Genomic DNA, 25,748 nt, shown 5'->3' on the forward strand with positions numbered 1-25,748 from the left:
AATCAAAAAAATATTGACATGCTAAAAAATTTTGTAGTAAAATAGTCAATTATTATTTGTTAATAGGAACATAATTATATGCATATTGAAGTTGGTGTTGTAGAAAGTGCCAAAATGGTTTTAAGTTATGGAACTGCTGCGGCTGCTTTTGGTTATTTAGCTAAGCAAATTTGGGAAACAGTCAAAGATAAAGGTATCTTATCACTTGTGGTACGCACTTTGGCGACAATGTTATTAGTATTGAGCTTTTTTGAAGTTTTACCGCATCACCCGGTGGGAGTCTCGGAAGTTCATTTTATTTTAGGTTCTACTCTGTTCTTGATATTTGGACTGGCTCCTGCTGCTATTGGTTTAGCGGCTGGTTTATTGATTCAAGGACTATTTTTCGCTCCTTTTGATTTGCCAAATTATGCAATCAATGTCACTACCTTATTAGTACCACTTTTTGCAATGGCTGTAATCGCAAAGAAAGTGATTCCAAATAATGTTGCTTACAAAGATTTAAGCTATGCACAAACAGTTAAATTATCTGTTGCTTATCAGGGTGGTATTATCTCTTGGGTTGCCTTCTGGGCAGTTTACGGACAAGGCTTTGGTGCTGAAAATTTGGCATCTGTTGCTAGTTTTGCTGTTGCTTACTCAACTGTTGTATTACTTGAACCAGTGGTTGATATTGCTGTGCTAGCAGGTGCAAAAACGCTAGATAAATTACAAAATAGTGGTTTTGTTACTACTCGTTTATATCATGCAGAAGTCTAATAAAATTGCCTTGGTTGCTATCACTAAGAGTGGTGCAACTAAGGCTGCTATAATCGCTAAACAGCTCCCCCAAGCTGATATTTTTGTAATAGATAAATTTGTTAATTTGGTAGATGGTGTAGCTAATGCTGTCACTGCAATTGACCTACCTGCAAAAAAGCATATGGGTTTTTTGTTTAAAAACTATGATCAAATAATTTTTCTGGTTGCTTTAGGCGGAGTCGTGCGTTTAATTGCACCTTTCCTCAAGTCCAAAGAAACTGATCCCGGTGTGATTGTGGTGGATAATGCAGCACAATTCGTGATTCCTGTATTATCTGGTCATATCGGAGGAGCTAATGAATTTGCTATTAAACTGGCAGATATACTAGGTGCAACGCCAGTAGTTACCACAGCCGCAGATGTGGGTAATACCATTGCTGTGGATATTATGGGTCGTAATTTGGGCTGGAAAATTGAAGCTAGGGACAAAAGTATGACCCGCGTTGCAGCTATGATGGTAAATGAAGAGCCGATTGCTGTCGTGCAAGAGTGTGGTTCTAAAGATTGGTGGAATAAACCCCTACCTAAGAACATTAAAAGTTTTGATAAATTTGATGAAGTTAAACTCACTGAATTCGCAGCCGTATTATGGATCACAAATGACACAATTCCTGAAGATGTATGGCTTGATTTAACTGACAGATTAATTGTTTATCGTCCACCATTATGAAAATTGTGATCGGTATTGGTTGTGATAGGGGAACTGCTTTAACAACCCTAGAAACAGCATTAAATCAGGCTTTGGAAGCTATTGATTGTCAATATGAGCAGATTCAATGCTTTGCTACAATTGATAACAAGTCTGATGAAGACAGTATCAACAGTCTAGTAAAAAAATTAGATAAAAAGATTATTTATTACCCTGCCACTGAATTGGCACGGGTTGAAGTTCCCAATCCATCAGCAGTTGTAATGAAATATGTAGGTACACCTGCGGTATCAGAAGCGGCTGCTATTTTAGCGGCAAACACAACTATGCAGGATTTGTTAGTAGAAAAGCTGAAATATCTGGGTGAAGATGGAAAAAATGCTACAATTTCTGTTGTAAAAATAAGGTAAAATAATGAGTAAAGGCAAAATTCTTCTAGTAGGTTTTGGTCCGGGTTCTGCTGAACATATGACCTTCCGCGCCCGTGAAGCTATTGAAGAATCCGATGTTGTTATCGGCTATTCAACTTATATCAAACTGGTGAAAGACTTGTTGGTTGGTAAAAAAGTCATCCGCAAAGGTATGACAGAAGAAACTGATCGTGCTGTAGAAGCCTATGAACACGCCAAACAAGGATTAACTGTTGCTCTGATTTCTTCTGGTGATATTGGTGTGTATGGCATGGCTGGTCCTAGCTATGAGGTGCTGTTTCAGGCTGGATGGAAACCGGGTGATGATATTGAAGTAGAAGTAGTTCCGGGCAGCACAGCTTTATCCTCTTGTGCTGCACTGGTAGGTTCTCCATTGACCCATGATTTCTGTTCAATTTCTTTGTCTGATTTACTCACCCCTTGGCCTACCATTGCGCGTCGTCTAAATGCTGTTGCTGCTGCTGATTTTGTTATCGCTTTATATAATCCTAAAAGTGGTCGTCGTCGTCAGCAAATAGTTGAAGCTCAGCGCATTTTCCTCAAGTATCGTTCTCCTGATACCCCTGTCGCCATTGTCAAATCTGCCTATCGTAAAGCAGAAAGAATAGAATTGACGACATTGGAAACTATGGCTGAATATGACATTGGTATGCTGACCACGGTACTAATTGGCAATAGTAGCACTTTTATCAAAGAAGGTTTGATGGTGACACCTAGAGGTTATGCCAATAAATATGAGGGCATTACTGGTAATGTTAAAGAAGGCGAACAAAGAGGTCGTTCATTATCTTTAGGTTTAGATGGCTGGAAGGCTGGTATTAAACAAGCAGTGGAAGCTGGTGAAGATATTGAAAAGCTTGCCAGTAATTTTGACCTTTCTATTGAAGAAATATTTCTTGCTTCAAACATTGAGAATGTTTATTCGGATGTTGCTAAGGGATTAGAAAGACTGAAGTTAGTTATTACAGAATTTGGATTAATGAAAACTGGACAAATACAAATGCCTATTAATCCACAAGATATTGAAATTTCCCCATCTCAGATTAGCCTGAAAAAAGACTTAATAACTGCACAGATTGATGTTGACACTATCTCAAACATTTGGTTCCTTGATCAATCTGTTTGGTTATTAAATATTGATGGTAAAGCAATGATGAGTTTTCATAAATGAACTATGCACTGATTGGAGGAACACAATCTGGTTGTGGCAAAACCTCAGTCACACTAGCCTTATTACAATTCCTCAATCAGCGGCAACAATCTGTCCGCTGTTTCAAAACCGGTCCAGATTTTCTTGACCCTATGTGGCATAAAGCCATTACCCACAAAACCAGCTATAACCTTGATACCAATATGATGGATATTGAGCAAATTCAATACATTATTGCTAAACAACATCAGGATGAATTTGGCATTATTGAAGGAGTTATGGGATTGTTTGATGGTCGTAGTGGTGTTGGTGGCAAAGGCTCAGCCGCACATCTGGCAACAGTCTTGGATGTACCCGTGTGGTTAGTGGTAAATGCTAAAGGTATGAGTGGCTCTATTGTACCTTTGGTAAAAGGTTTTGTGCAGGAAGCAGATAATATGGGCTTTCGGATTAGCGGCATTATTGCTAATCGTTTGGGTAGCGAAAATCATGCTAGAATTATTCGGGAATTACTGGTAGAATATCAATTACCACCACTGATTGCTTGGATGGAAAAAAATGCACCACTGTTGCCTGAACGTCATTTAGGCTTGCAAATGCCTGAAGAACATGATGTGCCTGATTTTAGCAAAGTTTTTCATGCCGAACTTGATTTATTCAAATCAAGTTCTGATAACTTAGAAATTAAACCTGACAGGTTTTTAAAACCTGTCAGGTTTGGCTTAAAAACCATTGCCATTGCTAGAGACTCTGCCTGTTGCTTTATCTATCAAAGCAATCTGGACTGGTTACAGGCTCAAGCAGCTAAAATTAGCTTTTTTTCTCCAATAGCAGGTGATGCCGTCCCTGACTGTGATGCTATATGGCTACCGGGTGGTTATCCAGAATTACACGCACAAGCATTAAGTAAATCAGCAACATGGGCATCGTTGGCAAAGCATATTGAACAGGGAACTCCCACATTAGCAGAATGTGGCGGCATGATGCTATTGGCAGAAAGCCTCACTGATCATCAAGGCAGAACTTGGAATATGGCTGGCATTCTGCCAATTGCATGTCGTATGCAAGACAGACTTGCAGCTCTTGGTTATCGTCAAGATGAAAATAGTGGCATTAAAGGTCATGAATATCACCACTCCAAGCGTGAAGATCATCAAATATTGCCTAAAGCCTATAGCTTAAAACGTGGAGATGAAGGTTTGCTATTTAATAATTGCCGTGCCTCTTATATTCATTGGAATTTTGAATCTGCCCCTGATGTTGCAGCACAATTATTTTTAAGGAAAACCCCATGACAAGAAAAATATGGTTTGTTGGTGCTGGTCCGGGTGATCCGGAACTTATTACTGTAAAGGCACGCTCATTAATTGAGAAAGCCGATGCGATACTATTTGCTGGTTCGCTGGTGCCATTGGCTTTAACCCAATGGAGTAAAGAAGCTTGTGTAATCCTAGATTCCAAAGGAATGGTGCTGGAAGAAATTACCAATTGGTTGATTGAGCAAGCTCAGCCTGATAAAACTGTAATTCGCTTACAAACTGGCGATCCTTCTTTATACGGTGCATTAATTGAAATGGTACAACCTATTGATAAAGCAGGTATTGAAGTTGAAGTAGTGCCGGGAATTTCATCAGCAATGGCTTCGGCTGCTGCTGCGGTTGAGAGTCTGACACTACCTGAAGTAACGCAAACTGTTATTATGACCCGCGTTGCTGGACGAACTCCTATGCCTGAAGGTGAATCTCTACCAGAGCTGGCTGCACATCATTCAACACTGTGTTTGTTTTTATCAATTACATTGCTGCATAAAGTCTGCAAAGAGTTGATTGAATGTGGCTGGTTAGAAGATTCACCAGTTGTGGTGGTGCAAAAAGCGAGTTGGGGAGAAGCTGAAAAAATAGTTCGTGGTACATTACGCACCATTAAAAAACAATGTCAGGCAGAGAAGATTGCCTCACAAGCGATGATTATCGTTAGCCCTACGCTTGGTGCGCGGCATTGGGATTCTTTGAAAAAATCTAAACTTTATGATGAGCATTTTAGCCATTCTTTTAGAAGGTAAAACATGAAAGATGATTGTATTTAATTGGACACGGTTCATGTGATCCTGAAGGTTGAACGGTCTTTATAGAATTTGCTGATGTGGAAATCGAACAAGGTTTGGACAATGCCGCTGCTAAAGCGGCAACTGAGGGTTTAATGGGTGGATTGTGTTTTGCCTTGAGCTAAGAAGTTATGCCGTTGAAAGTATACCCATCAGTATCGCCAATATATCTTTAGTATCTTGAGGAAATCTAAAAAGATTGATATCTTTGACTAGGGTTTTGCTTGTTCGCTTCAAGAGTGCAAACCGCCAAACTTCACCAATCGTTATGGCTCCATATAATATTTCCGGTACATCATTTTCTTCATACTTATCTAAGGCGATCATTTCAGCCGCCAATTGATTAAAACCTCTCTCCAAATCGCCTTTTTTAGCTTCAATGACTATTAATTCTTGTTTGGAACGAATTAAATAATCTAGAAAACCATTGAGTTTATCATCAATATCAATGGGATATTCAATATTTAATTTTGCATCAATATCGAGCATGACTTGATGAAGCAATGGTGCAATCATAAATTCGCGTTTGGCAATTTCTGAATTAAGCGTGATTTTAGGGAGTAATCGGTAATAAACATTTTTGAGCTTGTCAACGGAGGTAGTTTCAACATTTTGGCTCAAAGGAAATTGGATTTCTTCAAAATTTAAAGAATAACCCAATTCTGCCAGAATTTCTTCAGTCGGATTACTCATATAGAAATAATCACTAAATGAATAGCGTTTATCTTTTTTAAAAATTGATTTGCTCATAATTTATTTAAAAATATAGGAATATGCCTACTTTTAATTTTAGCATAAACTTTGTAGAAATTCACCCTGATATTATGTTATGATACTAGAATCAACCTACGTGCTACTTTTAATAGTGCTATAGAATGCTCGAAAAAATCAAGTAAAATGTCCGGATTACTAGATGATTATTATGAGCATTTTAGCCATTCTTTTAGAGAGTAAAACATGAAAAATGATTGTATTTTATTAATTGGACACGGTTCGCGTGATCCTGAAGGTAATCCGCAAATTGAACGGTTTGTTGAGCAATGGCGTAACAGCCAACCAGATTGGCAGATTGAATTGTGCTTTATCGAATTTGCAGATGTGGAAATCGAACAAGGTTTGGACAATGTTGCTGCTAAAGCTAAGCGGGTAATTGTGGTTCCGTTGGTGTTAAATGCGGCTGGTCATGTGCGTGCTGAAATTCCTCATCATATTGAACATGCTAAAGCTCGTCATCTGGATACTAGCTTTGTTTATACGCCACCAATTACTGCTGGTGAACCAGTTTTTTCGATTCTGAAAAACAACTTGCAAAAGACTGTTGCAGAATTACATTTTCCTGCTCCTAGCAATACTGGTGTAATCGTGCTGGGACGTGGTTCTTCTGACCGCAAAGCTAATGGAGAAATTAGTAAAATAGCTCGCTGGTTATTTGAAGAAAGTGAACATGAACTGGTGGATATTGCGTTTACAGGAGTGACAACTCCTCGTCTGGAAACCAGTGTACAACGTCAAGTAACTTTGGGCATGAAACAGATTGTTATTTTGCCGCTGTATTTATTCAATGGCACCTTAATCAAACGTATTGAGCAGCAAATTCTACGTTTAAAACAACAATATCCAGAGATCGCATTTGCCAATTCCAGCTATTTTGGCTTTGAAGACGAAATTAAAACGGTGCTGAATGAACGAGTTTATGCGGTATTGAATAATCAGCAAAGTGGCGAATTTATGGATATTTGTCCTGATGATCATCACCATCACCATCATTGAGATCTTGCAATTGAATATTATTACTGAACAATTAACCGAAGCTGGTCGAAAAATAGAACATAGCTCTTTTGACATTGTTACTAAGGAAGCGGGAGAGCATAATTACAGTGAACAGCAATGGCATCTGGTCCGCCGTATGATTCATGCTACTGCTGATTTTGAATTTAATGGTCTTACCGAATTTCACCCCTTGGCGATTGAAGCTGGTATTAAGGCAATTAATAATGGTTGTCCGATAACAGCAGATGTTGAAATGATTTGCGTGGGTTTATCTAAACCTCGGTTGCAACATTTTGGAATTACTACTCATCAGTTTATATCTGATGATGATGTGATCACAAAAGCTAAAGCAGAAAATACTACCCGTGCAGTTCAGGCTATGCGAAAAGCTCATAGTAACAAGTTGCTTGATGGTGGTATTATTGGCGTGGGCAATGCTCCAACTGCTCTTTTAGAAGTAAAACGCTTGATTGTTGAAGAAGGCATTAAACCCGCAATTGTTATTGGTATGCCAGTAGGTTTTGTTTCTGCAAAAGAGTCCAAGGATGAATTGGCATTAATTGAAGATATTCCTTGGATTATTACACGTGGTCGCAAAGGTGGAACAACCTTGGTGGTATCCGCAATACACGCACTACTTGCACTGGCAAATTCAGATGGTGCCTAAACGCAAAAAAAAAGGAAATCGCAAGGGATTTTCTACTGGTGCTAATGCGGCAGCGGCTGCATTAGCAGCAACAGAAGGTCTGGTAACAGGGAAAATCCCACAATGGGTGGATTGCGTTTTGCCTGAAAACAATGTGGTGAAATTTGAGATTATTGAATCATATATTGATAATAATCATGCTTTTGCAATGGTGATCAAAGATGCAGGAGATGATCCAGATGTCACAAACAAGGCACAGATAACCGCTGATGTACGCATATTGCCAAATCAGCCTAAAAAGCTGGTATTAAAAGGTGGCAAGGGTGTTGGCATTGTCACACAGGAGGGATTGGGCTTAGAAGTGGGTGGTGCAGCTATAAATCCAAAACCCAGAGAATATATTGAACAAAATGTGCGACTTGCGGCTGGAGAGTTACTAGATAAAGTAGGTCTGGAAGTGACAATTTCAGTCCCTGAAGGTGAAAAAATCGCCAAACGAACGCTAAATAGTCGGCTTGGTATTTTGAATGGCATTTCGATTCTTGGCACTACTGGAATTGTTCACCCTTGGTCAACAGCAGCTTTTCGTGCTAGCGTAATACAAGGTATAGAAGTTACCGCACGACAAGGACATGATACGGTGGTATTAACCACTGGCGGGCGTACTGAAAAATTTGTCATGCGTGAACTACCAGAATTGCCACAAGGCTGTTTTGTGCAAATGGGAGATTTTTTACGTTATGCGCTAGACACTGTTGTCAAACAAAAAATTAAGAATGTGATTATTGGTGGCATGGTTGGAAAGCTTACCAAAATTGCTCAGGGTGAAACCATTACCCATGCTGGACGCAATCCAGTTAATATGGAATTAGTAGCCAGTCTTGCTAAACAAGCAGGAGCGCCACAGGATATTGTTGAAGCAATTAAACAGGCTCAAACAGCTCGTTTTGCCAGTGAACAAATGCAACAATTAGGTATTACTGATGAATTTTATAAGGCACTCGCAGCAAAAGTTATTAGTACCCTAATGGGGCGATACCCTGAGCAGTTTAATTTAACAATCCTAATTTGTGATTTTGAAGGTAATAAAATTAATGAAACCTATAGTAAAATGTCAGATTATCGGCATTCTTGAAGATGGACCGCAAAGCCTTAGCCAGCAGGCTATTGATTACCTGAAAACGGCTGATTTGCTTATTGGTAGTCCGCGTTTTATCGATGCTGTTCAAGGTTTGCTAAAAGATGAGGTAAAAAAACAGGACTTTACTGGCAAGATAATGCAAGTCCCGAATTGGGTGCAAACTGCTCTTGAGCAAAATAAACAAGTTGTGGTTCTGGCAACTGGTGATCCGCTTTGTCATGGTATTGGCTCTTTTATCGTGAAAAAACTTGGTATAGAAAATTGTAATGTACTGCCTAATATTACCATGTTTCAGGTAGCTTTTTCTCGTTTGGGGCTGGCATGGCAAGCTGTGAAAATCAGTTCTATTCATAGCAATTTTGAGCATGGTATGCGTGATCTGCTTTCCGACTGTAGGACTAATGATATGATAGCTTGCTATACCAGCCCTCAGAATTCACCTGTACGTATTGCTAAGATGTTAAGCTGTGAGAACATGCAGGATCAATTCGAGATGTTGATTGCATCCCGTTTGACAACAGATGATGAACAATTAACAGGATGGTTAGCCATAGATGAGGTTATAACACAGCCTAATCCTAATTTGGTAATTTTAAAACGAATAAAACCAATTCAAAACAATACATTATTTGGCCTTGAAGATGCTGAATACATGCAACGCAAGCCTAATAAAGGTCTGATAACCAAACAAGAAGTACGTGCAGTTTCACTTGCTAAATTGCAGCTTAGACATAATAGTATAGTCTGGGATATTGGAGCTGGCTCTGGTTCAATCGGTTTAGAAGCTGCCCATCTTTGCCCAAAGGGACGTGTTTATGCGATTGAAAAAAATACTGCTGATTTTGAAATAATTCTGCAAAATCTAGCGAAATCATCATTAAGCAATTACCACGTTGAGCAAGGCAAAGCCCCTGATGGATTAGATGCTTGGGAGAATGCTGATGCTATTTTTATTGGTGGCTCAGGAGGTAATCTGGCTGACTTAATTGAGTTATGTTTATCACGACTCAATATTGGTGGAACGCTGGTGATGAATTTTGTGACGATTGAAAACCTAAATGTTGCTATTGAAACTTTAAAACAGTTAAAAAATGTTCAGTGGCACTTTATCCAAATGCAAATTTCACGCAGTAAACCAATACTGAATATGCAACGTTTAGAAGCAGAAAACCCAGTATTTATTATTAGCGCGAGTATGACCTTAGTTTGATGTCACAATCTTTCATGTAGGGTGGGTAGAGCGAAAGCGAAACCCACCAAGATGGCTAAAATGGTGGGTTTCGCTTCGCTGACTTCGTATCGCTTTCGCTCTACCCACCCTACAAATATTATTTTACATAAAATTGAGGTCACACTCATTAGCGTATCAAGGACAATAATAATGGCTAAATTTGGACGTTTAATAGGAGTATCATTAGGTCCGGGAGATCCAGACTTAATCACCATAAAAGCATATAAAGCTCTGAAAAGCGAAGCAATATGGAGCTATCCGATTCGCAGAAAGGGAGCAGAAAGCTTTGCCTTAAAAATAGCCCTGAATGCTGGTTTTCAATTACCAGAGACCAATATACCATTGATATTTCCAATGACTCATGATCCTAAAAAATTGCTAAGTTATTGGCATAAAGCGGCAGAAACTGTGCTAGTGCCATTATCGGCAGGCTTGGACGTAGTTTTTCTGGTAGAAGGTGATGCTTCAACCTATTCAACTTTTGGGCATCTGGTACGCACGGTGCTAGAAAAAGAACCTAGCATCAAAATAGAAACCATTGCTGGAGTACCTTCCTTTAACGCCGCTGCTGCGAGTTCAGGAAAAATGCTAGTAGAAGTGGATGATACTATGGCAATAGTACCTGCTGGTTATGGCATAAAATTGCTTGAAAAACTGATGGTTGATTTTGATACCCTAATATTACTCAAAGTAAAACCGCTGTTAGATGATATTATCGAACTTGCTGAAAAATATGACATGGTTTCACAATGCAGTTTTATAGAAAAAGCCGGAACAAATGAAGAAATAGTGGTTAAAGATATTAGGACTTTGAAGGGTAAAACCGTGAATTATTTATCACTGATTATTATTCATAATCCACATAGACAGCGTGCGGAAATCATGCGTGGGTGTAGGAAAAAATAACAGCTTTTTAAACTAAATTTCGCTGAATTCATCGCACTTATAATAAGTTATTTAGAATAAATCTATAATGCTTGGAAAATTATGACTTATATAAAAAAAATAGAAATAAGAAAATTATTTGGCGAACTGGATATTAATTGGTCTTTGGATCCAAAAGTAAATATTTTGATTGGTAAAAATGGTAGTGGCAAAACTACATTATTACGTTTACTCAAACAAACTCTGAAGCCTAGTCATGGAATTGCTTTGGCTTCGGGTATAGAATCAATTAGAATCGAATTGAATGACAATAAATACATCAGCAAAGATTCTGATCTTGTGCCTCCAGATGTTAATCTATGCTATATCAACACATTTGACAGGTATCAGCCAGATAATTCAAAAGATCATACCGAACTTGATGTGGTTTTAAAACCCTTAATCAATGACTGGAAAAGTTATTTGCTCAAACTGAAAATCTTAGCAGAAAAAGTCACGACTGAGTTTGATGAACAAATCAGACATATTTCTACAAAGAAAACTGCGGATGACAATGATCTTCAAAAACTAAAACAATTATTAAATGATAAAACCGAACAAATTAATGACATTACAAATTATAAAAATCGGTTTATTCAACAAATAAATGCATTATTTTCTGATTCCCACAAACGGATTGATTTTGATAAAAATAATGCGATTATTTTTAAAAATCACAACAATCAAACTTTCACTGTTTATGAACTTTCTGCTGGCGAAAAGCAAATGTTAATAATCCTATTAAATGTGCTGATTCAAGAAAATCAACCAAGTATTATTTTAATAGATGAGCCAGAAATTTCTTTACATCTTGCTTGGCAACATAAGTTAATAGATATAATTCAAAGTCTTAATGATAAGTGTCAGCTTATTATTGTGACGCACGCTGCTGGAGTGTTTAGTAAAGGCTGGCAAGATAAAATAACCAAAATGGCAGATATTATCACAGAACAATCTTAATGAAAGCCGAAAATACTTTACTGGATAATGATTTTCCTGATATTGATGACAGAAATGCAGAAAATATTCTGTTAAATATTGATATTGCCTGTTATGTAGAAGGTATGGAGGATGTACATTTTTGGAAGGATATATTTGATGCGTTTGCGCCAGAATTAAACATTATTTTTTACCCGTATTCAAGAGAAAATAATCTAAAAAGTGGCAAACAAACCGTTTTAAGCGAACGTAATCTAAAAAATTCCGGTCCCAATCTCATCTTATGTGTTGATAGTGATTTAGAATATCTACTCAAAAACCAACCATTATTTAACCACCCTTATATTTTTCACACTTATGCTTATTCAATCGAAAATTATAAGATTTCGCCGGCAGCTTTGGCGCGGATTGTAGAAAAATCATCATATCCGGATGCTAATATATGTGGTTTTTCCTTTGTTAAATTCATGCAAGAATATTCCAAAGCCACTTATCCACTGTTACGTTATATTTTGTATTTTGAAAAGCAAAAACTTGAACAAATTGCTAATAAACAAGCTCATATAGTTTCTGAACCACATATTTCAGAAAAGGAATTAAAATCAGTTCTTTGTCTTAAACCAAATGAAATTTGTCTGACTGATAATGCTAATGAAGTCATTACCGGATTAAAAAATCGTGTCTCTAATTTGATAGATAAAATCAAGAAAAAGCACAGCAATATTGATTTGAATCACATAGATAAAACATTATCTGAGTTGAATGTACAAAAAACAGATACTTATTGGTATCTGAATGGACACATTATGTATGATTGTGTTGCCAAAATAGTTATGGGTAAAGTGATAATCGATTATAGAAAAGAAAAAAGACAATGGTTTAAATCGCAAGAACCAACGGAAATGTTAAAGGCTAAACAAAAGGAATACCATAACCTTCTCAAAAATATTGATTGGAAAACACTTCTAAATGACGGATATATGTATTGTTTAATTTCTTTAAACCGATGCCATCCAATGCAAAAAATCAAGCAAGATGTGGAACGATATAGGGTTTCAGATTAGTTAGGCATTGTTCATCAAAGACAATAATAATGGCGAAATTTGGACGTTTAATAGGAGTATCATTAGGTCCGGGAGATCCAGACTTAATTACCATAAAAGCATATAAAGTCCTGAAAAGCGAAGCAATATGGAGCTATACGATTCGCTTCCAATGACTCATGATCCTAAAAAATTGCTAAGTTATTGGCATAAAGCAGCAGAAACTGTGCTAGTGTCATTATCGGCAGGCTTGGACGTGGTTTTTCTGGTAGAGGGTTTTGGACATCTGGTACGCACAGTGCTAGAAAAAGAACCTAGCATCAAAATAGAAACCATTGCTGGAGTCGCCGCTGCTGCGAGTTCAGGAAAAACGCTAGTAGAAGTGGAGTTTCACAATGCAGTTTTATAGAAAAAGCCGGAACAAATGAAGAAATAGTGGTTAAAGACATCAGGACTTTGAAGGGTAAAACTGTTAATTATTTATCACTGATTATTGTGCATAATCCGCATCGACAGCGTGCGGAAATCATGCGTGGGTGTAGAAAAGGCACAAAGGATATTTAATATACAAAATATTCTTATGGTTACAATTACATTAATTATATAAGGTTTAATTATGCAAACATTGATAACAAACACTAGACTTGTAACTATAGGTAATTCAAAAGGCATAAAATTACCTCAATTCATATTACAAAAATATGGTTTTACCAATTGGTTATTATTGGAACAAACTGAACGTGGTATTTTATTGCGAAATATGGATGACAATAAACTCTCTTATAAAGAGACTTATAAAGCAATAAAAGAGGAACAAGAAGATTGGAGCGATTTTGATCAAACACTGCTAGATGGATTAGAATAAAGATGATTTCAATACCACTTCGATATGAAATTTATTTGGCTAATTTGAATCCGACTATTGGCGGCGAAATTAAGAAAATTCGCCCAGTTGTAGTAGTTAGTCAGAATGAAATGAACCGTTACTTAGAAACAATTGTTATTTGCCCTTTAACTACATACAACTATTCATCCTACATGGCGTTCTCGCCTACAAGTGAATTGTGATGGTGTTAAAGCTGAAATTGTTGTTGATCAAATACGAGCGATCAGTAAACAACGGTTAATCAAAAAAATTGATCAACTTTCTGAATCTCAAGCAGCTCAATTGAGAAGCATTATCACAGAAATGTATGGAGAAAGTTAGTATTAGCTTGTTGATAAATAACTACTAAGAAATGTGCAACTAAACCTGTCATATTTCCACTATCGTTATGGTTATTAACCAAATAAATTATGAAATGTAGGTTGGGCTGACGAAAGGAAGCCCAACTGAATCGTGCATGGAATTGTTGGGCTTCCTCTCGTCAGCCCAACCTACAGTTCTAAGAAATGTTCAACTAAACATCAGGTTTGCTCTCTTCATGCGCCTACAAGCTACAAGCTGATTTTGGCTATCTTATAAAAAATTTTATAGTCTCTGGAACTTGTGTGGTTTCATAGCCTCTATAACCTTTTGAAATATTTGTTGGATTATCTTCGTAACTACTATTACCATTACTATAAGAACCAATACCACCAATACAACACATTGGACATTTAGAATCATCATGCCAATATCCATAACCATCAATTCTCATGGCAAAATTACCTTTCTCATTCTTATCGTTACCATTAATTCTAATTTTATTGTTAGAATGATTTGTCCAAAATGAGTAACAAGCATTTGCACTATATTTTGTAAAATCATCTTGTTTTAAACCTATCAAAATTTGATCTCTTGGGTTATTAAATAAAGAGATTAAAGAACTTTGAATATCAAATGTTTTAGTGATTACTAAATCATTATCATTGCTTTTTAACATGAGTTGATTTAATTCAATATTTGAAAATCCAATATTTGCATAATCATCATTTAACTTTGATAAAGAACCAAAATGAATATTATTTTTCGTCCAAATATCTCCGTTATATTGAAATTTTCCATTTTGTTTGTTATTGATATTTGCTGTCAAAGTCCAACCACCACCATCAGTTGTCATATCACAATAAACATCTACATCTTTTCCATCTGAATCAATTGTATAAATACCATCACCATTTGACAATCCAGCATCTAATATAGATTGACAACTTCTCATATGAATTTTTTTAATCGTAAAACTCAAAGCCTCACTTTCATTACCCTTATCATCTTTCAAAGTAATAAAAAAACTCTTATCCCCATCATCACCACTAGTATCAAGTGTAACCTTAACTTTCCCAGTTGAATCAATAGTTTTACCACTATCAACACCATTTACAAAAACAGTTGTTCCATCTTCCCCATTAACTTCAACTTCTACAGTGTCGTCTATCGTTGTTGTTGGGGTTGTTGTTAAACTTGGTTTTTCAGTTGGTTCTACTGAACTTTCACAACTATCAGTTTCAGTCAGATCTTCAATACCAAATATTGCAGATGTTATATGCCGAGATGTCATAATTACATCCTGATAATATATGATATCTCCTTCAAATCCATCACCAAATTGAGAAGTAGTGGTAGCTTTGAAGCAAGGTATATTAACCGATCTAGTTTTGGGATTATACAAGATATAGCCGCTAACTTTTTCACCATCAAACATATCCTTAAATTTGATACTGTCAAAATTTAGTTCAAATAATAACTTACGTTTTTCTTTTAATTCAGCATCAAATATGCCTTTCTTACGACTTATTTTACCAGTTAATTCATTAATGAATGGAACCAAAATACCTTCTAAATATAGCATTTTAGTCTTGGAATCATAAATGGCTTGTGAAGAAACTGTATCACCAGCCAAAACATTACTGCCTAATACACTTTATAAAACAATAGCGGTAATAAATTTACTCATTTTCAACATAATATCTCCTTTTTAGGTTTAAAAAAAATATTAGTGCCCATATGGGCCATTCACTGGATTTCAATAAAATATTGGTTTCACTATATAGAATGGGCAGTTAAGAAAAAGATCAGGGTTTTTTTTATTTGTTGTTTTTATGGTTTATATAAAATATACTAAACCTGTCAGGTTTTAGAACCTGTTTGAATATTAATAGATAAATTAACATATGTGAATCACTAATTCTTTAATCTCTGATAGCATAGTCTTAAATTAAATTTTAAGGAGAAAGCAAATGAATAACTATGATGTAATAATTATAGGCGGTGGTTTGGGTGGGCTTACTGCTGGTGCTAAGCTTGCTAAAGAGGGTAAATCAATTCTTCTGATTGAGCAACATTATATCCCCGGTGGCTGTGCTACCACTTTCAAAAGAAAAGATTTTATAATGGAAGTTGGATTGCACGAATTGGATGGGCTGGATAAAAATGACTTTAAGACTAAAATTTTTCATGAGTTAAAAGTTTTTGATAATGTTGAGTTTTTACGTGTTCCAGAATTTTATCGTTTTACTAATGAAAGAGTAGATATTGTCATTCCTGACAATCGTCAAGAGGCAATTAATGTTTTAATAAAGCATTTTCCAAAAGAAAAAAGCGGCATTAAAAAGTTTTTTAAAGTTATCTATAAGATACAACAACAAGTAACTAGGCTGCCTCTTGAAAGATGGAAAATGATCTTGATGTTGCCAGTTTTTCCTCTTTTATTTCCTAATCTGGTTTTTTGGACATATACTACAGTTGGTAGTTTTATTGATTCAATTATTAAAGATGAAGATTTAAAACTTACTTTACTTGCAAATATTGGTTATTATCATGATGATCCATATTCAGCGTCTCTAATTTATTTCAGCGTTGGTCAAGCAAATTATTATAATGGTGGATATTTCATCAAAGGTGGTTCACAAAAGCTTTCTGATTATTTAGCCACAGTCATTACTGATAATAATGGACAAGTATTACTGGGAACTAAAGTTACTAAAATCATTACCCAAGATAATGCCGCAATTGGAGTTGAATATAATAATAAACAAGTGTTTGCTGATACAATTATTGCCAATGCAGCCATTCCAAATGTCATAAATTTATTACCAAAGGCAAATCAAAAGCGATTAAAGCAAAAAACCGAAAAACTAGAAATCGCTTGTTCTCTAATTTCGATTTATATTGGTTTTAAAACAGAAATAAAACAATTAAATAAACATTATTCTACCTTCATTGCTGATGATTCTGTAAATAATCTAAAAGATATGCAGAAAAATGCTAAAGCAGATTTTGATAAAAGAGCTTTTGTTTTTGTAGATTATAGTCAAATTGATTCTGATCTAGCACCAAAAGGCAAAACAGTTGGAACTATTTGTACATATGACTACTTATCAGATTGGGAAAATTTGGATTCAGAACAATACAAGCAGAAAAAACAGCAAGTTGCTGAAACCATCTTTAAAAGATTAGAAAAAACCATTCCGGGCATTACTCAAGAAATTGAATATTATGAAGTTGGTACGCCAAAAACCATCAACAGATATACACTAAACCCAAGAGGAAGTGTTTATGGTTTTGCTCAAACTCCAAAACAAGCTGGAATGTTTAGAATTCCAAATAAATCACCAATCAAAAATTTATATTTTGCCTCAGCTTGGACAAATCCCGGTGGCGGTTTTACTGGCGCGATTTGGAGCGGTTGGCTTTGTGCAAATGAAGTATTAAGAAATACTCCAATTTCTTCCAAAAAGACTGTATCAAAAATAGATGACAGAAGTGTCAAACTCATTGAAAAAAATATACTAGCAACTAATACACTAGAATTAGTTTTTGAAAAACCTAAAGATTTTGTATTCAAACCCGGTCAATATGCGATCCTTAGCATAGATAAACCAAGAAGCACTAATAATGATATACCACATCGAGCATTATCTATCGCCTCTCATCCAGACGAAAACCTGTTAAAATTTAGCATGAGAACAAGTGAAAGTGGTTTCAAGCAAAGTTGTGACTTGATGCAATACAATGACACTGCTACAATATTTGGACCAATGGGAGAGTTTTTATTATCCGAAACACCTGAACCGATTATATTTTTAGTCAGTGGAATTGGTATAACTCCAATAATTCCAATGCTAAAAGAATTAGAAAAAAGCAATTTAAAACAACAATTTTTACTGTTTTATTCCAACAAAAGCCAACAATCAGCAGCTTATTTAGATTATCTGCATGAATTGAAGCAATGCAAATTGATACCAGTGTTTACAAACACTGACAACAGAATCGATAAAGACTTGTTAGTGAAACATGCTGGAGACTTAACAGAATATAGTTTTTATATAGTTGGAACTAGCGATTTTACTGATGGTATGAAAAACCACTTGTTAAAAAATAATGTTCACATATCTAAAATCAAAATTGATGATTTTGGCTAGCAATTAAATTTGACGACTTAGTTTCACATATATCTAAACATGTTATATTTGTTATAATCAAATTTAACATAAAAAGATATAATTCTGAACCTTCACGGGGTTGCCCCCACTAGCACCCCGGCAATGTCAGCTCCTATTCTATAAAGAGAGAACACAAAAGTCAATGAGTCGTCAAAAAAAATCCTCCTCTAAAGCTGATCCACATGCTAAACGCGAAGCTGCAAAGTATGATAACCCTATTCCTAGTCGTGAATTTATCATACAACATATTGAGAAAGCTGGTAAACCACTAACTTTTGCTCAATTGCTTAATATATTAAAATTAAAAGAAAAACAAGATAAAACCGCTTTAAATCGCCGTTTAAAAGCGATGGTACGTGATGGTCAATTAACTAATAATGGTCGTAAGGGTTTTGCTTTAATCGACTCAATGCAATTAGTGCGTGGGCGCGTTATTGGTCATCCAGATGGTTATGGCTTTTTAGTCCCTGAAGATGATAAGGATGATGCTGGTGATTTGTTTTTATCTGAAAAACAAATGCGCTGTTTAATTCACGGTGATCGGGCTTTAGCTAATGTTATTGGTATTGATAAACGAGGCAGGCGTGAAGGTATTATTATTGAAGTGCTTGAATCTAATACTCAAGAACTTGTGGGTCGTTTTTTTCATAAAAAAGGGCAAAATGTTGCCTATGTTGAGCCAGAAAATCGCCGTATTTCACATAATATTTTAATTGAAAATACTAAAAAGGCTAAAAATGGTCAAGTTGTAGTTGTACGATTAGTATCGCAACCAAAGAAATATGCTCAGCCTAGCGGTGAAGTAATTGAAATTTTAGGAAATAAACATGCGCCGGGTATGGAAATTGATATTGCTATTCGTAGCTATGATTTACCTCATCAATGGTCAGCAGATATTGTTAAAGAAGTTAAGAATGTACCGAAAAAAGTCACTGCTAATGGCTTTAAAAATCGTGAGGATATGTGCAATATTCCTTTTATCACTATTGATGGTGAAGATGCAAGAGATTTTGATGATGCGGTACATTGTGAGCCACGAGGTAAGGGTTGGTTATTACGAGTAGCAATTGCTGATGTGTCAGCTTATGTGAAATCGGGAACCGCTATAGATTTAGAGGCGCAAGAGCGAGGAACTTCGGTATATTTTCCTAATAATGTTATACCGATGTTACCTGAAGCTTTGTCAAATGGTATATGTTCTTTGAAGCCAAAAGTTAATCGTTTAGCTTTGGTGTGTGAATTGGCGATAGATGTTTACGGGCGTATTAGGCGTACTCGTTATTTTGAAGCGGTAATAAAATCGGCAGCGCGTTTAACTTATACTGAAGTCGGGCAAGTGTTGGAAGCTAATAAAACAGATTTTAAACATACACATGTGTTGCCACAAATTGAGAATTTATATAAGTTATATCAGTTATTATTGAAGCGTCGTCAAAAACGAGGGGCAATTGAATTTGAAAGCAAAGAAGCTCAGTTTATTTTTGATAAAAAACGTAAAATCAAAGAAATAGTTGCTTCTGAACGTAATGATGCACATAAATTAATTGAGGAAATGATGTTATGTGCCAATGTAGCGACTGCTGAATGGTTAGCAAAAAACCAAATGCCGCTATTATATAGGATTCACGAGGGTCCAAATGAGGAAAAATTAAGCAATTTACATAGTTTTTTAAAGTTATTAGCTTTGAAACTATGGGGTAAAGATAAACCAGAAGCCCGCCATTATTCTAGGTTAATAGAAAAAGTTAAAGACCGTTCTGATTACGGTTTAATTCAAATGGTATTATTGCGTAGCTTAAAATTAGCTATTTACAGTCCAAAAAATGAGGGACATTTTGGTTTAGCTTATAAAGCTTATGCCCATTTCACTTCACCAATACGCCGCTATCCAGATTTATTGGTTCATCGCGCAATCAAGCATTATTTACATAATAGTAAAGAAAAATTTTATACAGACAATGAAATGGCAGTGATAGCAGAACATTGTAATAGTACAGAACGTCGCGCTGAAGAAGCGACTCGTGATGTTGTGGGCTGGCTAAAATGTGAATACATGCAAGATAAAATCGGACAAGAATATTATGGTTTAGTAACGGGTGTTACTGGGTTTGGGCTATTTGTGGAATTGGATGGTTTATTTATTGATGGTTTAATTCATGTAAGCTCCTTAAAGGGTGATTATTATAATTATGACCAAGTAGCCCAAAGTTTATCCGGAGAAAGAAGCGGTAAAACATATAGACTTTTGGATAAATTACATGTTCGAGTGGTTAGAGTCGATTTAGATGATAAAAAGATAGATTTTGAATTAGTTTAGTTGTTATAAATAAACCTGACAGGTTTTTAAAACCTGTCAGGTTTGAGATTTCATTGTTTTTCTTCTTGTGTTAATTCATGTTTAATTTCTTCCAAACTAAACATTTTTTTTGTCTGTTTTTTAACTTGTTTAACATGCAGATAATCTAGGTAATCTTCCAACTTTGATGTGTCAGACAACAAGGCTTTAAGTTCCAAATATTCTTGACACTGTAGTTGATAATTCTTGCTCAAAATTTCCTCAATCTGTATATAGCGTTAGTTTATTCATAATCGCCGTCACTATCATGGCGTTCAAAATACCAAATAAAAACGCTGTTGTCATTAGAATTGGCAACAAGTAGAATAAGCCTTCGTGTTGAATGAATAGGTAGTAAGCTACTAAAAATTGGCTCATGGTATGTGCCATCGCGGCTGCTATACTATAGCCATATGCTGTAAATGTTTTTTTGGGTAATAGGCTTAGTAAGCCTAAGATTGTTATGCTTGCTAATGCGCCGCTTAGGCTTAGTATAAAAGTTGGTGATAAAAAGGTTCCAATTAATAAGCTTGCTGCTAAAACACGTAGTAAATTCACCCAAGCCGCTATTCGCCAACCATATTTCATTAATACTATAATGGTAATGACATTGGCTAAGCCCGGCTTGACTCCGGGTATTAGGCTGGGTAATGCGCTTTCTGTGATATGGATTGTAATTGCTAAGGCGGCAAACCAAGCTATTAAGTGATCTTCACGAGTGGTTTCTATTTTCATTTATAATTTCAGCTTTTACAATTAAAGGACCATTCTAGCCTCATTAGCATCATCAATTTCAAATTTGCCGTGGTGAAAATATTTTTAATTTTCTTCCAAAGCTCGAACTTCAATCGTAACAGTTCCAATATCCCACTTATTACCATCCCGTAAAACTTGTTTTTTTCCAGTGGCATTATTATAAAAACTAATTTCACCACCAACAAATGTAATTGTTCCCATTTCATCAGGAAAACCTTGGCTTTTTGGCAAATAAATATGAGCTTTATTGGAGCTACCAACTAAAATAGGCTCATCACCTAAGTTAATGATACTACTATCTTTTGGTCCCCAATGCACTGTTAGCCATGCCTTCTTCACATATTCAGTAATACCAACCATTACCCCAATAGCAAAGCCCAAAATAATAGCACCTAACAATCTAGCAGGAATATCTGCAAATATATAAGCCGCTGATAAAAAACCGCTTGCAGCAATTGCACCACCAATTCCGCCACTTATCATAACCGGAATCGCTTTTAAATTCGGAATAAAAAATGCCACCCCTCTACCTAACAAAACACCTAAAATTGACCACGCGATAATGCGACTAAATATATCTAAATTAGGATTTTCTGGTACTAATCCATACAATAACTGCCCTAATCCACCTGCAATTAAACCAATTATGATACAACTAACAACAGCGATAAGCCCCTCAGAAACAGTTAAATAGCGTCGTCGTAAATATAGATTTTGACTGATTATTAATGCTAAAGCGATTCCTAAAGCCAATAATATTGTCCAACTACCTATACGTAATGACGTATATATTAAAGATGTCTCAGTAACAGCAACTGGGCTAGAACTGATAATATTACGTTCATAAATTGCCTTTTCAGCTAACTTAAAAGCTGAATCAAAATTACCTAAACTGGTTGAAAAAACTAACAAAGGATCAACGGTTATTTTATTTAATAACAATATATCTGCATCATCAGTAGCTACTGCAACAATATTTATATTAGCCTTTCTGACTAATTCAGCCGCTACTTTACTCGCCTCTTCTTCATTAGGTTTACCATCAGTGAATATTAAAATACTATGTTGTTCAGAAATAGAAGAAAATTTCGAGATTGCTAATTGCAAAGCATGAGCCATTGGTGTACCACCACCAGATTTTAAATTATTAATTTTTTCTTCCATACTGATTAAATCAGTATTAAAATCAGCAATTTCAGTCGCTACATTACCAAAGCTAATAACACCAAGCTTATTAAAATTATTTTGACGACGTTTAATAAATTCTATTGCTGCTAATTTAACTTCCTGTAACTTTTTACCCTCCATACTGCCCGAACAATCAATTAATAAAATAACATCATGAGAAACAGGTGGAAGAGCTGGAGCTTGTGTAACATTAAGTAAAGCTTCACCGACAATTGCACCAAGCAAACATCCAACAGCGGCAAAGCCTCCAAATAATAAAGGTTTTGGTAAAGAAATCATATTAAAAATATTTATCCTTCCATTCATCATAACTCCAATGATTTTTAATAGCATTTATAAAAAATTTCGGCATATCAAATAAATTATTTTCCCATAGAATTACATTAGAAATTGTAAATATATCAACAATTATTCTTATCGGCAACATTGCAAATATAACAAACATAAACAATAACATTGATATAACTAAATCCCTGCTGGATTTCAAGATCGCAACTATAAAAAATAATAGCCAAGACGCTACTTCTTTAAGCAGATTAATAGCCAATATTAGTGGATATAATAATATTTTTATTAATAAAAATTCTAAAATATTTTTTAGCTTATCATGTAAGTAATCTTTAAATTCATTAAGATGTTTTAAAGTCTTACTGTCTTTAATCTTAACTGGTGATTGTTCTTCAATATCATTACTAATAGGGGTTTGTTTTATTTTTGTTATTTCTTGATATAAACTACGCCCCCATTTCTCTGCACTTGGTCTAGCTGTTGGCAGGTTATGACCCTTGATAAATGCTTGGAAAAACAAATCTTTTAACGGTTTAGGCAGACGTTGAAAATTATTATGCAATGGTGGTAATGATTCAAGATATTTTTTTGATTTAGCGGCATGAGGAAATAAACCAAATTTTATTTTTTCCGCGATAGTATCACAATCTTTATATTTACCTTTATAAGTAGCGGCAAAAGCTGGCAAACCAAATAATATCTCATAAAATACAACCGCTAAAGAAAACCTATCCCATGATAATGGAATATAATCTTGTGAAGGATGTAACTGACTACTATGCCCCTCTGGTGGAATATATTCTGCTGTAACAGCATGTGCTGGATAAGTGACTTTGGAATCATTAGCTATTTGAATTGAATCTAAATCAATGATTGAAATTGTACCTAGATCAGTCAACAATATATTTTGTGGCTTCATATCTACTAACATATAATGATTCATTTGATGAATTTTATGTATAGCAATAGCCAAATTAGCACATAATTTCAACCTTAAAATTACACCCTGACTAGTTGATAAATTAAACTTATGCCATTTCTCATCTAAATTTTTTTTCATTGTTGGGCGACATATATCATATAAAGAAATACTGCCCTCAAATGCTAAGGGCATAATGAAGCCAACAAATTGATTTTTATCATAAACTAACTCAGTAGGCCAACATATCATATACTTATCACCTATCAATTCTGATGGTGAATTTTTAATCATATAAGATAATTTAGGTTCACGTTCTGGATTACGCTGATTAGAATGGAAAATTTTAATACAATAATTCTTATAGAAAGATGGCGCGATAATTCTATGAACTTGACCCTCACCACCCGCAACACTCAAAGGTTTATCTTCAACAGTAATCTTTTGATTTTGTGATGTTTTAAAGTATAGGGCCATGATAAATGCCTAAGATCATCGTTTTATCATCAGGTTCATTTTTTAATGTGCTATTACCAACTTCAAGAAATTTTTTCCATCTGGCTTGTATTTCATGAGCTGGTATTTGATTTTTCTCCATATTGATTAATGTCTCTAAAACTGGTTTAAAAAATTTTGGATAAGGATTATTAGGATCAGACCATTTATTTGTAGCTGGATTAAACTTACTACATTCAAAAGTAGCCTTTTCACAACCATCTGACATTAAGGTAAACGCAACAATCTTCTCACTAATAATGCGACTTTCTATAAAATTATTTATATTATCATTCCAAATATCAGAAGTGATAAATACTGTAGAATTAGCTTCTTCACCTTTATAAGGAGTCATCATAGCCTTCCAAACATGCTTTGAATCACAATAACCCGCTCTACCATCCCCAATATGTGTAATTAAAATACCCAGCGGTGAATATATAACAACAATAACAGTACAAGCAAGTGATTTAATTCTAACACCTCGCCAATCTGCATACTTATCAAGTAATTGCTTAACCTTCCAAAGTTGTTCCTTTGAAAATTGATGCCAATCTAGTTCTAAAGGTAATTGATTTTTTTGATACCAATCTGTTTGTTCCATTGCTTCAGCAAATACTTGTGCTGCTTTATGAACAACAAATTTTGATCCATCATGTGAATTTTTTGCAGAACCAGCCCCATCAGCAACAATAGCAATTCCCCAATCATCATTAAATTTTTGAGAAAAATTACTATCTTGACAAGGTATTCCAGTATCTATATGTGATTTACCAATCACTGATTCACCAATGACTAAGCATTGATCATCATAATCATTCAAATCATTATTCCTATTTTTTTTATTTTTACAAGACATTATAATAACAATAAGACTAAAAAACATTAACATTATTAATGTGAAATATTGATTAATACTAATAATATTATCATGTAATTTAGCAGTTTGAGTAATTTGTTCAATATTATTTTGATATTGTTGCCATTGCTGCTCTCGCCACACCGATGTTTCTTTAACACTCCAAAAATGCCACCAAACAGGCATATAATACCAACCTATAAGAATATCTTTATTGATATGATTTTTATGTAAAAGTATTTGTCTTAAATTATGTTTTTCATTTGGATAATACTTAATTAAAAACTTATTAAGTTGCTGAGAAGTTTTAATATAAGAAGGGAAATCTTGAGAGCGGAATCTAGTATTGATATAAAATTTAGCTATTTCAATATTAATTTGTTGTGACAACTTATCAATAGCATATGAACAATTGCATACTACAATTATAAAAATTGTAACAAAGAATTTCATAATAAATGCTATTACGCATCCTCGTTCCTGTGTTCCAGCGCACATCCTGATACACAAATAGTTAAACATTTGATTTATTTTTTCCTTTTGTAATTTTTGGTAGGGTGGGTAGAGCGATAGCGAAACCCACCATTTGACATGATCGGTGGGTTTCGCTATCGCTCTACCCACCCTACAAAACTACCCACCCTACAAAACTTGTGTATAAAGGAGTGCGCCCTCGGGTGGGAACGAGGGGGGATAAATTAGGTTGGAAAACCTT

26 protein-coding genes are annotated in these 25,748 nt (G+C 35.2%); 19 read left to right on the plus strand and 7 right to left on the minus strand.

Annotation, left to right across the window (positions count from 1 at the left end; translation table 11 throughout):
• Nucleotides 1–78: 78 nt before the first annotated feature.
• The 6 genes from BHU68_RS10740 to cobM are packed head-to-tail and all read left to right on the plus strand — an operon-like array spanning nt 79 to nt 5,093.
• A complete protein-coding gene (locus BHU68_RS10740; RefSeq protein ID WP_069472100.1) occupies nt 79–759 on the plus strand; it encodes an energy-coupling factor ABC transporter permease in 681 nt (226 codons plus the stop codon).
• Nucleotides 746–1,471, plus strand: a complete 726-nt coding sequence (locus BHU68_RS10745) for a cobalamin biosynthesis central domain-containing protein (protein ID WP_069472099.1) — start codon at nt 746–748, stop codon at nt 1,469–1,471. Before BHU68_RS10740 ends, BHU68_RS10745 begins: the two co-directional genes overlap by 14 nt.
• The gene (locus tag BHU68_RS10750) at nt 1,468–1,860 is read left to right on the plus strand and encodes a cobalamin biosynthesis protein (RefSeq protein WP_069472098.1); all 393 of its coding nucleotides are present in this window, start codon (nt 1,468–1,470) and stop codon (nt 1,858–1,860) included. The genes BHU68_RS10745 and BHU68_RS10750 overlap by 4 nt, the downstream gene beginning before the upstream one ends.
• 4 nt (nt 1,861–1,864) lie before the next feature.
• Nucleotides 1,865–3,052 carry a precorrin-3B C(17)-methyltransferase gene (cobJ, locus tag BHU68_RS10755; protein WP_083235018.1) on the plus strand — a complete coding sequence of 396 codons (1,188 nt, stop codon included), beginning with the start codon at nt 1,865–1,867 and terminating at the stop codon, nt 3,050–3,052.
• A complete protein-coding gene (locus BHU68_RS10760; protein ID WP_069472097.1) occupies nt 3,049–4,326 on the plus strand; it encodes a cobyrinate a,c-diamide synthase in 1,278 nt (425 codons plus the stop codon). The genes cobJ and BHU68_RS10760 overlap by 4 nt, the downstream gene beginning before the upstream one ends.
• A complete protein-coding gene (gene cobM, locus BHU68_RS10765; RefSeq protein ID WP_069472096.1) occupies nt 4,323–5,093 on the plus strand; it encodes a precorrin-4 C(11)-methyltransferase in 771 nt (256 codons plus the stop codon). The genes BHU68_RS10760 and cobM overlap by 4 nt, the downstream gene beginning before the upstream one ends.
• Nucleotides 5,094–5,264: 171 nt before the next feature.
• Here the strand turns inward: cobM and BHU68_RS10770 are convergent, their stop codons facing one another.
• Complete coding sequence (locus tag BHU68_RS10770) at nt 5,265–5,885, minus strand: hypothetical protein (RefSeq protein ID WP_069472095.1); 621 nt, start codon at nt 5,883–5,885, stop codon at nt 5,265–5,267.
• Between the two features lie 207 nt (nt 5,886–6,092).
• Here BHU68_RS10770 and BHU68_RS10775 point away from each other — a divergent pair, with 207 nt between their 5' ends.
• The 11 genes from BHU68_RS10775 to BHU68_RS17730 all read left to right on the plus strand — a co-directional run bounded on the left by BHU68_RS10775 (nt 6,093) and on the right by BHU68_RS17730 (nt 14,036).
• A complete protein-coding gene (locus BHU68_RS10775) occupies nt 6,093–6,905 on the plus strand; it encodes a sirohydrochlorin chelatase (protein ID WP_069472094.1) in 813 nt (270 codons plus the stop codon).
• A gap of 4 nt (nt 6,906–6,909) precedes the next feature.
• Nucleotides 6,910–7,572 carry a precorrin-8X methylmutase gene (locus BHU68_RS10780; protein WP_102135814.1) on the plus strand — a complete coding sequence of 221 codons (663 nt, stop codon included), beginning with the start codon at nt 6,910–6,912 and terminating at the stop codon, nt 7,570–7,572.
• Nucleotides 7,562–8,686, plus strand: a complete 1,125-nt coding sequence (locus tag BHU68_RS10785; protein WP_069472092.1) for a cobalt-precorrin-5B (C(1))-methyltransferase — start codon at nt 7,562–7,564, stop codon at nt 8,684–8,686. The genes BHU68_RS10780 and BHU68_RS10785 overlap by 11 nt, the downstream gene beginning before the upstream one ends.
• Complete coding sequence (locus tag BHU68_RS10790) at nt 8,646–9,902, plus strand: bifunctional cobalt-precorrin-7 (C(5))-methyltransferase/cobalt-precorrin-6B (C(15))-methyltransferase (protein WP_069472091.1); 1,257 nt, start codon at nt 8,646–8,648, stop codon at nt 9,900–9,902. The genes BHU68_RS10785 and BHU68_RS10790 overlap by 41 nt, the downstream gene beginning before the upstream one ends.
• Before the next feature lie 171 nt (nt 9,903–10,073).
• On the plus strand, nt 10,074–10,829 hold the full coding sequence (gene cobI / locus BHU68_RS10795) for a precorrin-2 C(20)-methyltransferase (protein WP_069472090.1): 756 nt from the start codon (nt 10,074–10,076) through the stop codon (nt 10,827–10,829).
• An 81-nt stretch (nt 10,830–10,910) separates the two neighbouring features.
• A complete protein-coding gene (locus tag BHU68_RS10800) occupies nt 10,911–11,807 on the plus strand; it encodes an AAA family ATPase (RefSeq protein ID WP_069472089.1) in 897 nt (298 codons plus the stop codon).
• Complete coding sequence (locus BHU68_RS10805; protein ID WP_069472088.1) at nt 11,807–12,850, plus strand: DUF4435 domain-containing protein; 1,044 nt, start codon at nt 11,807–11,809, stop codon at nt 12,848–12,850. The genes BHU68_RS10800 and BHU68_RS10805 overlap by 1 nt, the downstream gene beginning before the upstream one ends.
• A 127-nt stretch (nt 12,851–12,977) precedes the next feature.
• Complete coding sequence (locus BHU68_RS17720; protein ID WP_216092903.1) at nt 12,978–13,238, plus strand: hypothetical protein; 261 nt, start codon at nt 12,978–12,980, stop codon at nt 13,236–13,238.
• Between the two features lie 207 nt (nt 13,239–13,445).
• Nucleotides 13,446–13,694 (plus strand): hypothetical protein, encoded by a 249-nt coding sequence (locus BHU68_RS10815; protein WP_069472086.1) that lies wholly within the window; start codon nt 13,446–13,448, stop codon nt 13,692–13,694.
• A gap of 2 nt (nt 13,695–13,696) precedes the next feature.
• The gene (locus BHU68_RS17725; protein WP_216092902.1) at nt 13,697–13,897 is read left to right on the plus strand and encodes a type II toxin-antitoxin system PemK/MazF family toxin; all 201 of its coding nucleotides are present in this window, start codon (nt 13,697–13,699) and stop codon (nt 13,895–13,897) included.
• Nucleotides 13,887–14,036, plus strand: a complete 150-nt coding sequence (locus tag BHU68_RS17730) for a type II toxin-antitoxin system PemK/MazF family toxin (protein WP_216092901.1) — start codon at nt 13,887–13,889, stop codon at nt 14,034–14,036. The genes BHU68_RS17725 and BHU68_RS17730 overlap by 11 nt, the downstream gene beginning before the upstream one ends.
• 247 nt (nt 14,037–14,283) lie before the next feature.
• Here the strand turns inward: BHU68_RS17730 and BHU68_RS10825 are convergent, their stop codons facing one another.
• A complete protein-coding gene (locus BHU68_RS10825) occupies nt 14,284–15,651 on the minus strand; it encodes a fibrinogen-like YCDxxxxGGGW domain-containing protein (protein ID WP_069472085.1) in 1,368 nt (455 codons plus the stop codon).
• A 337-nt stretch (nt 15,652–15,988) separates the two neighbouring features.
• On the opposite strand from BHU68_RS10825, the gene BHU68_RS10830 reads away from it, so the two are divergent.
• Both BHU68_RS10830 and rnr read left to right on the plus strand, forming a co-directional pair.
• On the plus strand, nt 15,989–18,172 hold the full coding sequence (locus BHU68_RS10830) for an FAD-dependent oxidoreductase (protein ID WP_069472084.1): 2,184 nt from the start codon (nt 15,989–15,991) through the stop codon (nt 18,170–18,172).
• 163 nt (nt 18,173–18,335) lie between these two features.
• Complete coding sequence (gene rnr, locus BHU68_RS10835; protein WP_069472083.1) at nt 18,336–20,510, plus strand: ribonuclease R; 2,175 nt, start codon at nt 18,336–18,338, stop codon at nt 20,508–20,510.
• A gap of 50 nt (nt 20,511–20,560) precedes the next feature.
• On the opposite strand, the gene BHU68_RS10840 is transcribed toward rnr, so the two are convergent.
• The 5 genes from BHU68_RS10840 to BHU68_RS16535 all read right to left on the minus strand — a co-directional run bounded on the left by BHU68_RS10840 (nt 20,561) and on the right by BHU68_RS16535 (nt 25,486).
• Complete coding sequence (locus BHU68_RS10840; protein ID WP_069472082.1) at nt 20,561–20,743, minus strand: hypothetical protein; 183 nt, start codon at nt 20,741–20,743, stop codon at nt 20,561–20,563.
• A gap of 7 nt (nt 20,744–20,750) precedes the next feature.
• Complete coding sequence (locus tag BHU68_RS10845; protein ID WP_069472081.1) at nt 20,751–21,263, minus strand: Gx transporter family protein; 513 nt, start codon at nt 21,261–21,263, stop codon at nt 20,751–20,753.
• An 84-nt stretch (nt 21,264–21,347) separates the two neighbouring features.
• Nucleotides 21,348–22,751, minus strand: a complete 1,404-nt coding sequence (locus tag BHU68_RS10850; protein WP_171899615.1) for a vWA domain-containing protein — start codon at nt 22,749–22,751, stop codon at nt 21,348–21,350.
• A 1-nt stretch (nt 22,752) separates the two neighbouring features.
• On the minus strand, nt 22,753–24,156 hold the full coding sequence (locus tag BHU68_RS10855; RefSeq protein WP_069473733.1) for a protein kinase domain-containing protein: 1,404 nt from the start codon (nt 24,154–24,156) through the stop codon (nt 22,753–22,755).
• Nucleotides 24,140–25,486 (minus strand): PP2C family serine/threonine-protein phosphatase, encoded by a 1,347-nt coding sequence (locus BHU68_RS16535; protein WP_171899616.1) that lies wholly within the window; start codon nt 25,484–25,486, stop codon nt 24,140–24,142. The genes BHU68_RS10855 and BHU68_RS16535 overlap by 17 nt, the downstream gene beginning before the upstream one ends.
• Between the last annotated feature and the right edge of the window lie 262 nt (nt 25,487–25,748).

Source organism: Candidatus Marithrix sp. Canyon 246 (assembly GCF_001723685.1).
Lineage (GTDB): Bacteria > Pseudomonadota > Gammaproteobacteria > Beggiatoales > Beggiatoaceae > Marithrix.

Coding starts and splice junctions, on each gene's coding strand:
- BHU68_RS10740 (WP_069472100.1), top strand. CDS start 79: ATGCATATTGAAGTTGGTGTTGTAGAAAGTGCCAAAATGGTTTTAAGT.
- BHU68_RS10745 (WP_069472099.1), top strand. CDS start 746: ATGCAGAAGTCTAATAAAATTGCCTTGGTTGCTATCACTAAGAGTGGT.
- BHU68_RS10750 (WP_069472098.1), top strand. CDS start 1,468: ATGAAAATTGTGATCGGTATTGGTTGTGATAGGGGAACTGCTTTAACA.
- cobJ (WP_083235018.1), top strand. CDS start 1,865: ATGAGTAAAGGCAAAATTCTTCTAGTAGGTTTTGGTCCGGGTTCTGCT.
- BHU68_RS10760 (WP_069472097.1), top strand. CDS start 3,049: ATGAACTATGCACTGATTGGAGGAACACAATCTGGTTGTGGCAAAACC.
- cobM (WP_069472096.1), top strand. CDS start 4,323: ATGACAAGAAAAATATGGTTTGTTGGTGCTGGTCCGGGTGATCCGGAA.
- BHU68_RS10770 (WP_069472095.1), bottom strand. CDS start 5,885: ATGAGCAAATCAATTTTTAAAAAAGATAAACGCTATTCATTTAGTGAT.
- BHU68_RS10775 (WP_069472094.1), top strand. CDS start 6,093: ATGAAAAATGATTGTATTTTATTAATTGGACACGGTTCGCGTGATCCT.
- BHU68_RS10785 (WP_069472092.1), top strand. CDS start 7,562: ATGGTGCCTAAACGCAAAAAAAAAGGAAATCGCAAGGGATTTTCTACT.
- BHU68_RS10790 (WP_069472091.1), top strand. CDS start 8,646: ATGAAACCTATAGTAAAATGTCAGATTATCGGCATTCTTGAAGATGGA.
- cobI (WP_069472090.1), top strand. CDS start 10,074: ATGGCTAAATTTGGACGTTTAATAGGAGTATCATTAGGTCCGGGAGAT.
- BHU68_RS10800 (WP_069472089.1), top strand. CDS start 10,911: ATGACTTATATAAAAAAAATAGAAATAAGAAAATTATTTGGCGAACTG.
- BHU68_RS10805 (WP_069472088.1), top strand. CDS start 11,807: ATGAAAGCCGAAAATACTTTACTGGATAATGATTTTCCTGATATTGAT.
- BHU68_RS17720 (WP_216092903.1), top strand. CDS start 12,978: ATGGAGCTATACGATTCGCTTCCAATGACTCATGATCCTAAAAAATTG.
- BHU68_RS10815 (WP_069472086.1), top strand. CDS start 13,446: ATGCAAACATTGATAACAAACACTAGACTTGTAACTATAGGTAATTCA.
- BHU68_RS17725 (WP_216092902.1), top strand. CDS start 13,697: ATGATTTCAATACCACTTCGATATGAAATTTATTTGGCTAATTTGAAT.
- BHU68_RS10830 (WP_069472084.1), top strand. CDS start 15,989: ATGAATAACTATGATGTAATAATTATAGGCGGTGGTTTGGGTGGGCTT.
- rnr (WP_069472083.1), top strand. CDS start 18,336: ATGAGTCGTCAAAAAAAATCCTCCTCTAAAGCTGATCCACATGCTAAA.
- BHU68_RS10845 (WP_069472081.1), bottom strand. CDS start 21,263: ATGAAAATAGAAACCACTCGTGAAGATCACTTAATAGCTTGGTTTGCC.
- BHU68_RS10850 (WP_171899615.1), bottom strand. CDS start 22,751: ATGATTTCTTTACCAAAACCTTTATTATTTGGAGGCTTTGCCGCTGTT.
- BHU68_RS10855 (WP_069473733.1), bottom strand. CDS start 24,156: ATGGCCCTATACTTTAAAACATCACAAAATCAAAAGATTACTGTTGAA.
- BHU68_RS16535 (WP_171899616.1), bottom strand. CDS start 25,486: ATGAAATTCTTTGTTACAATTTTTATAATTGTAGTATGCAATTGTTCA.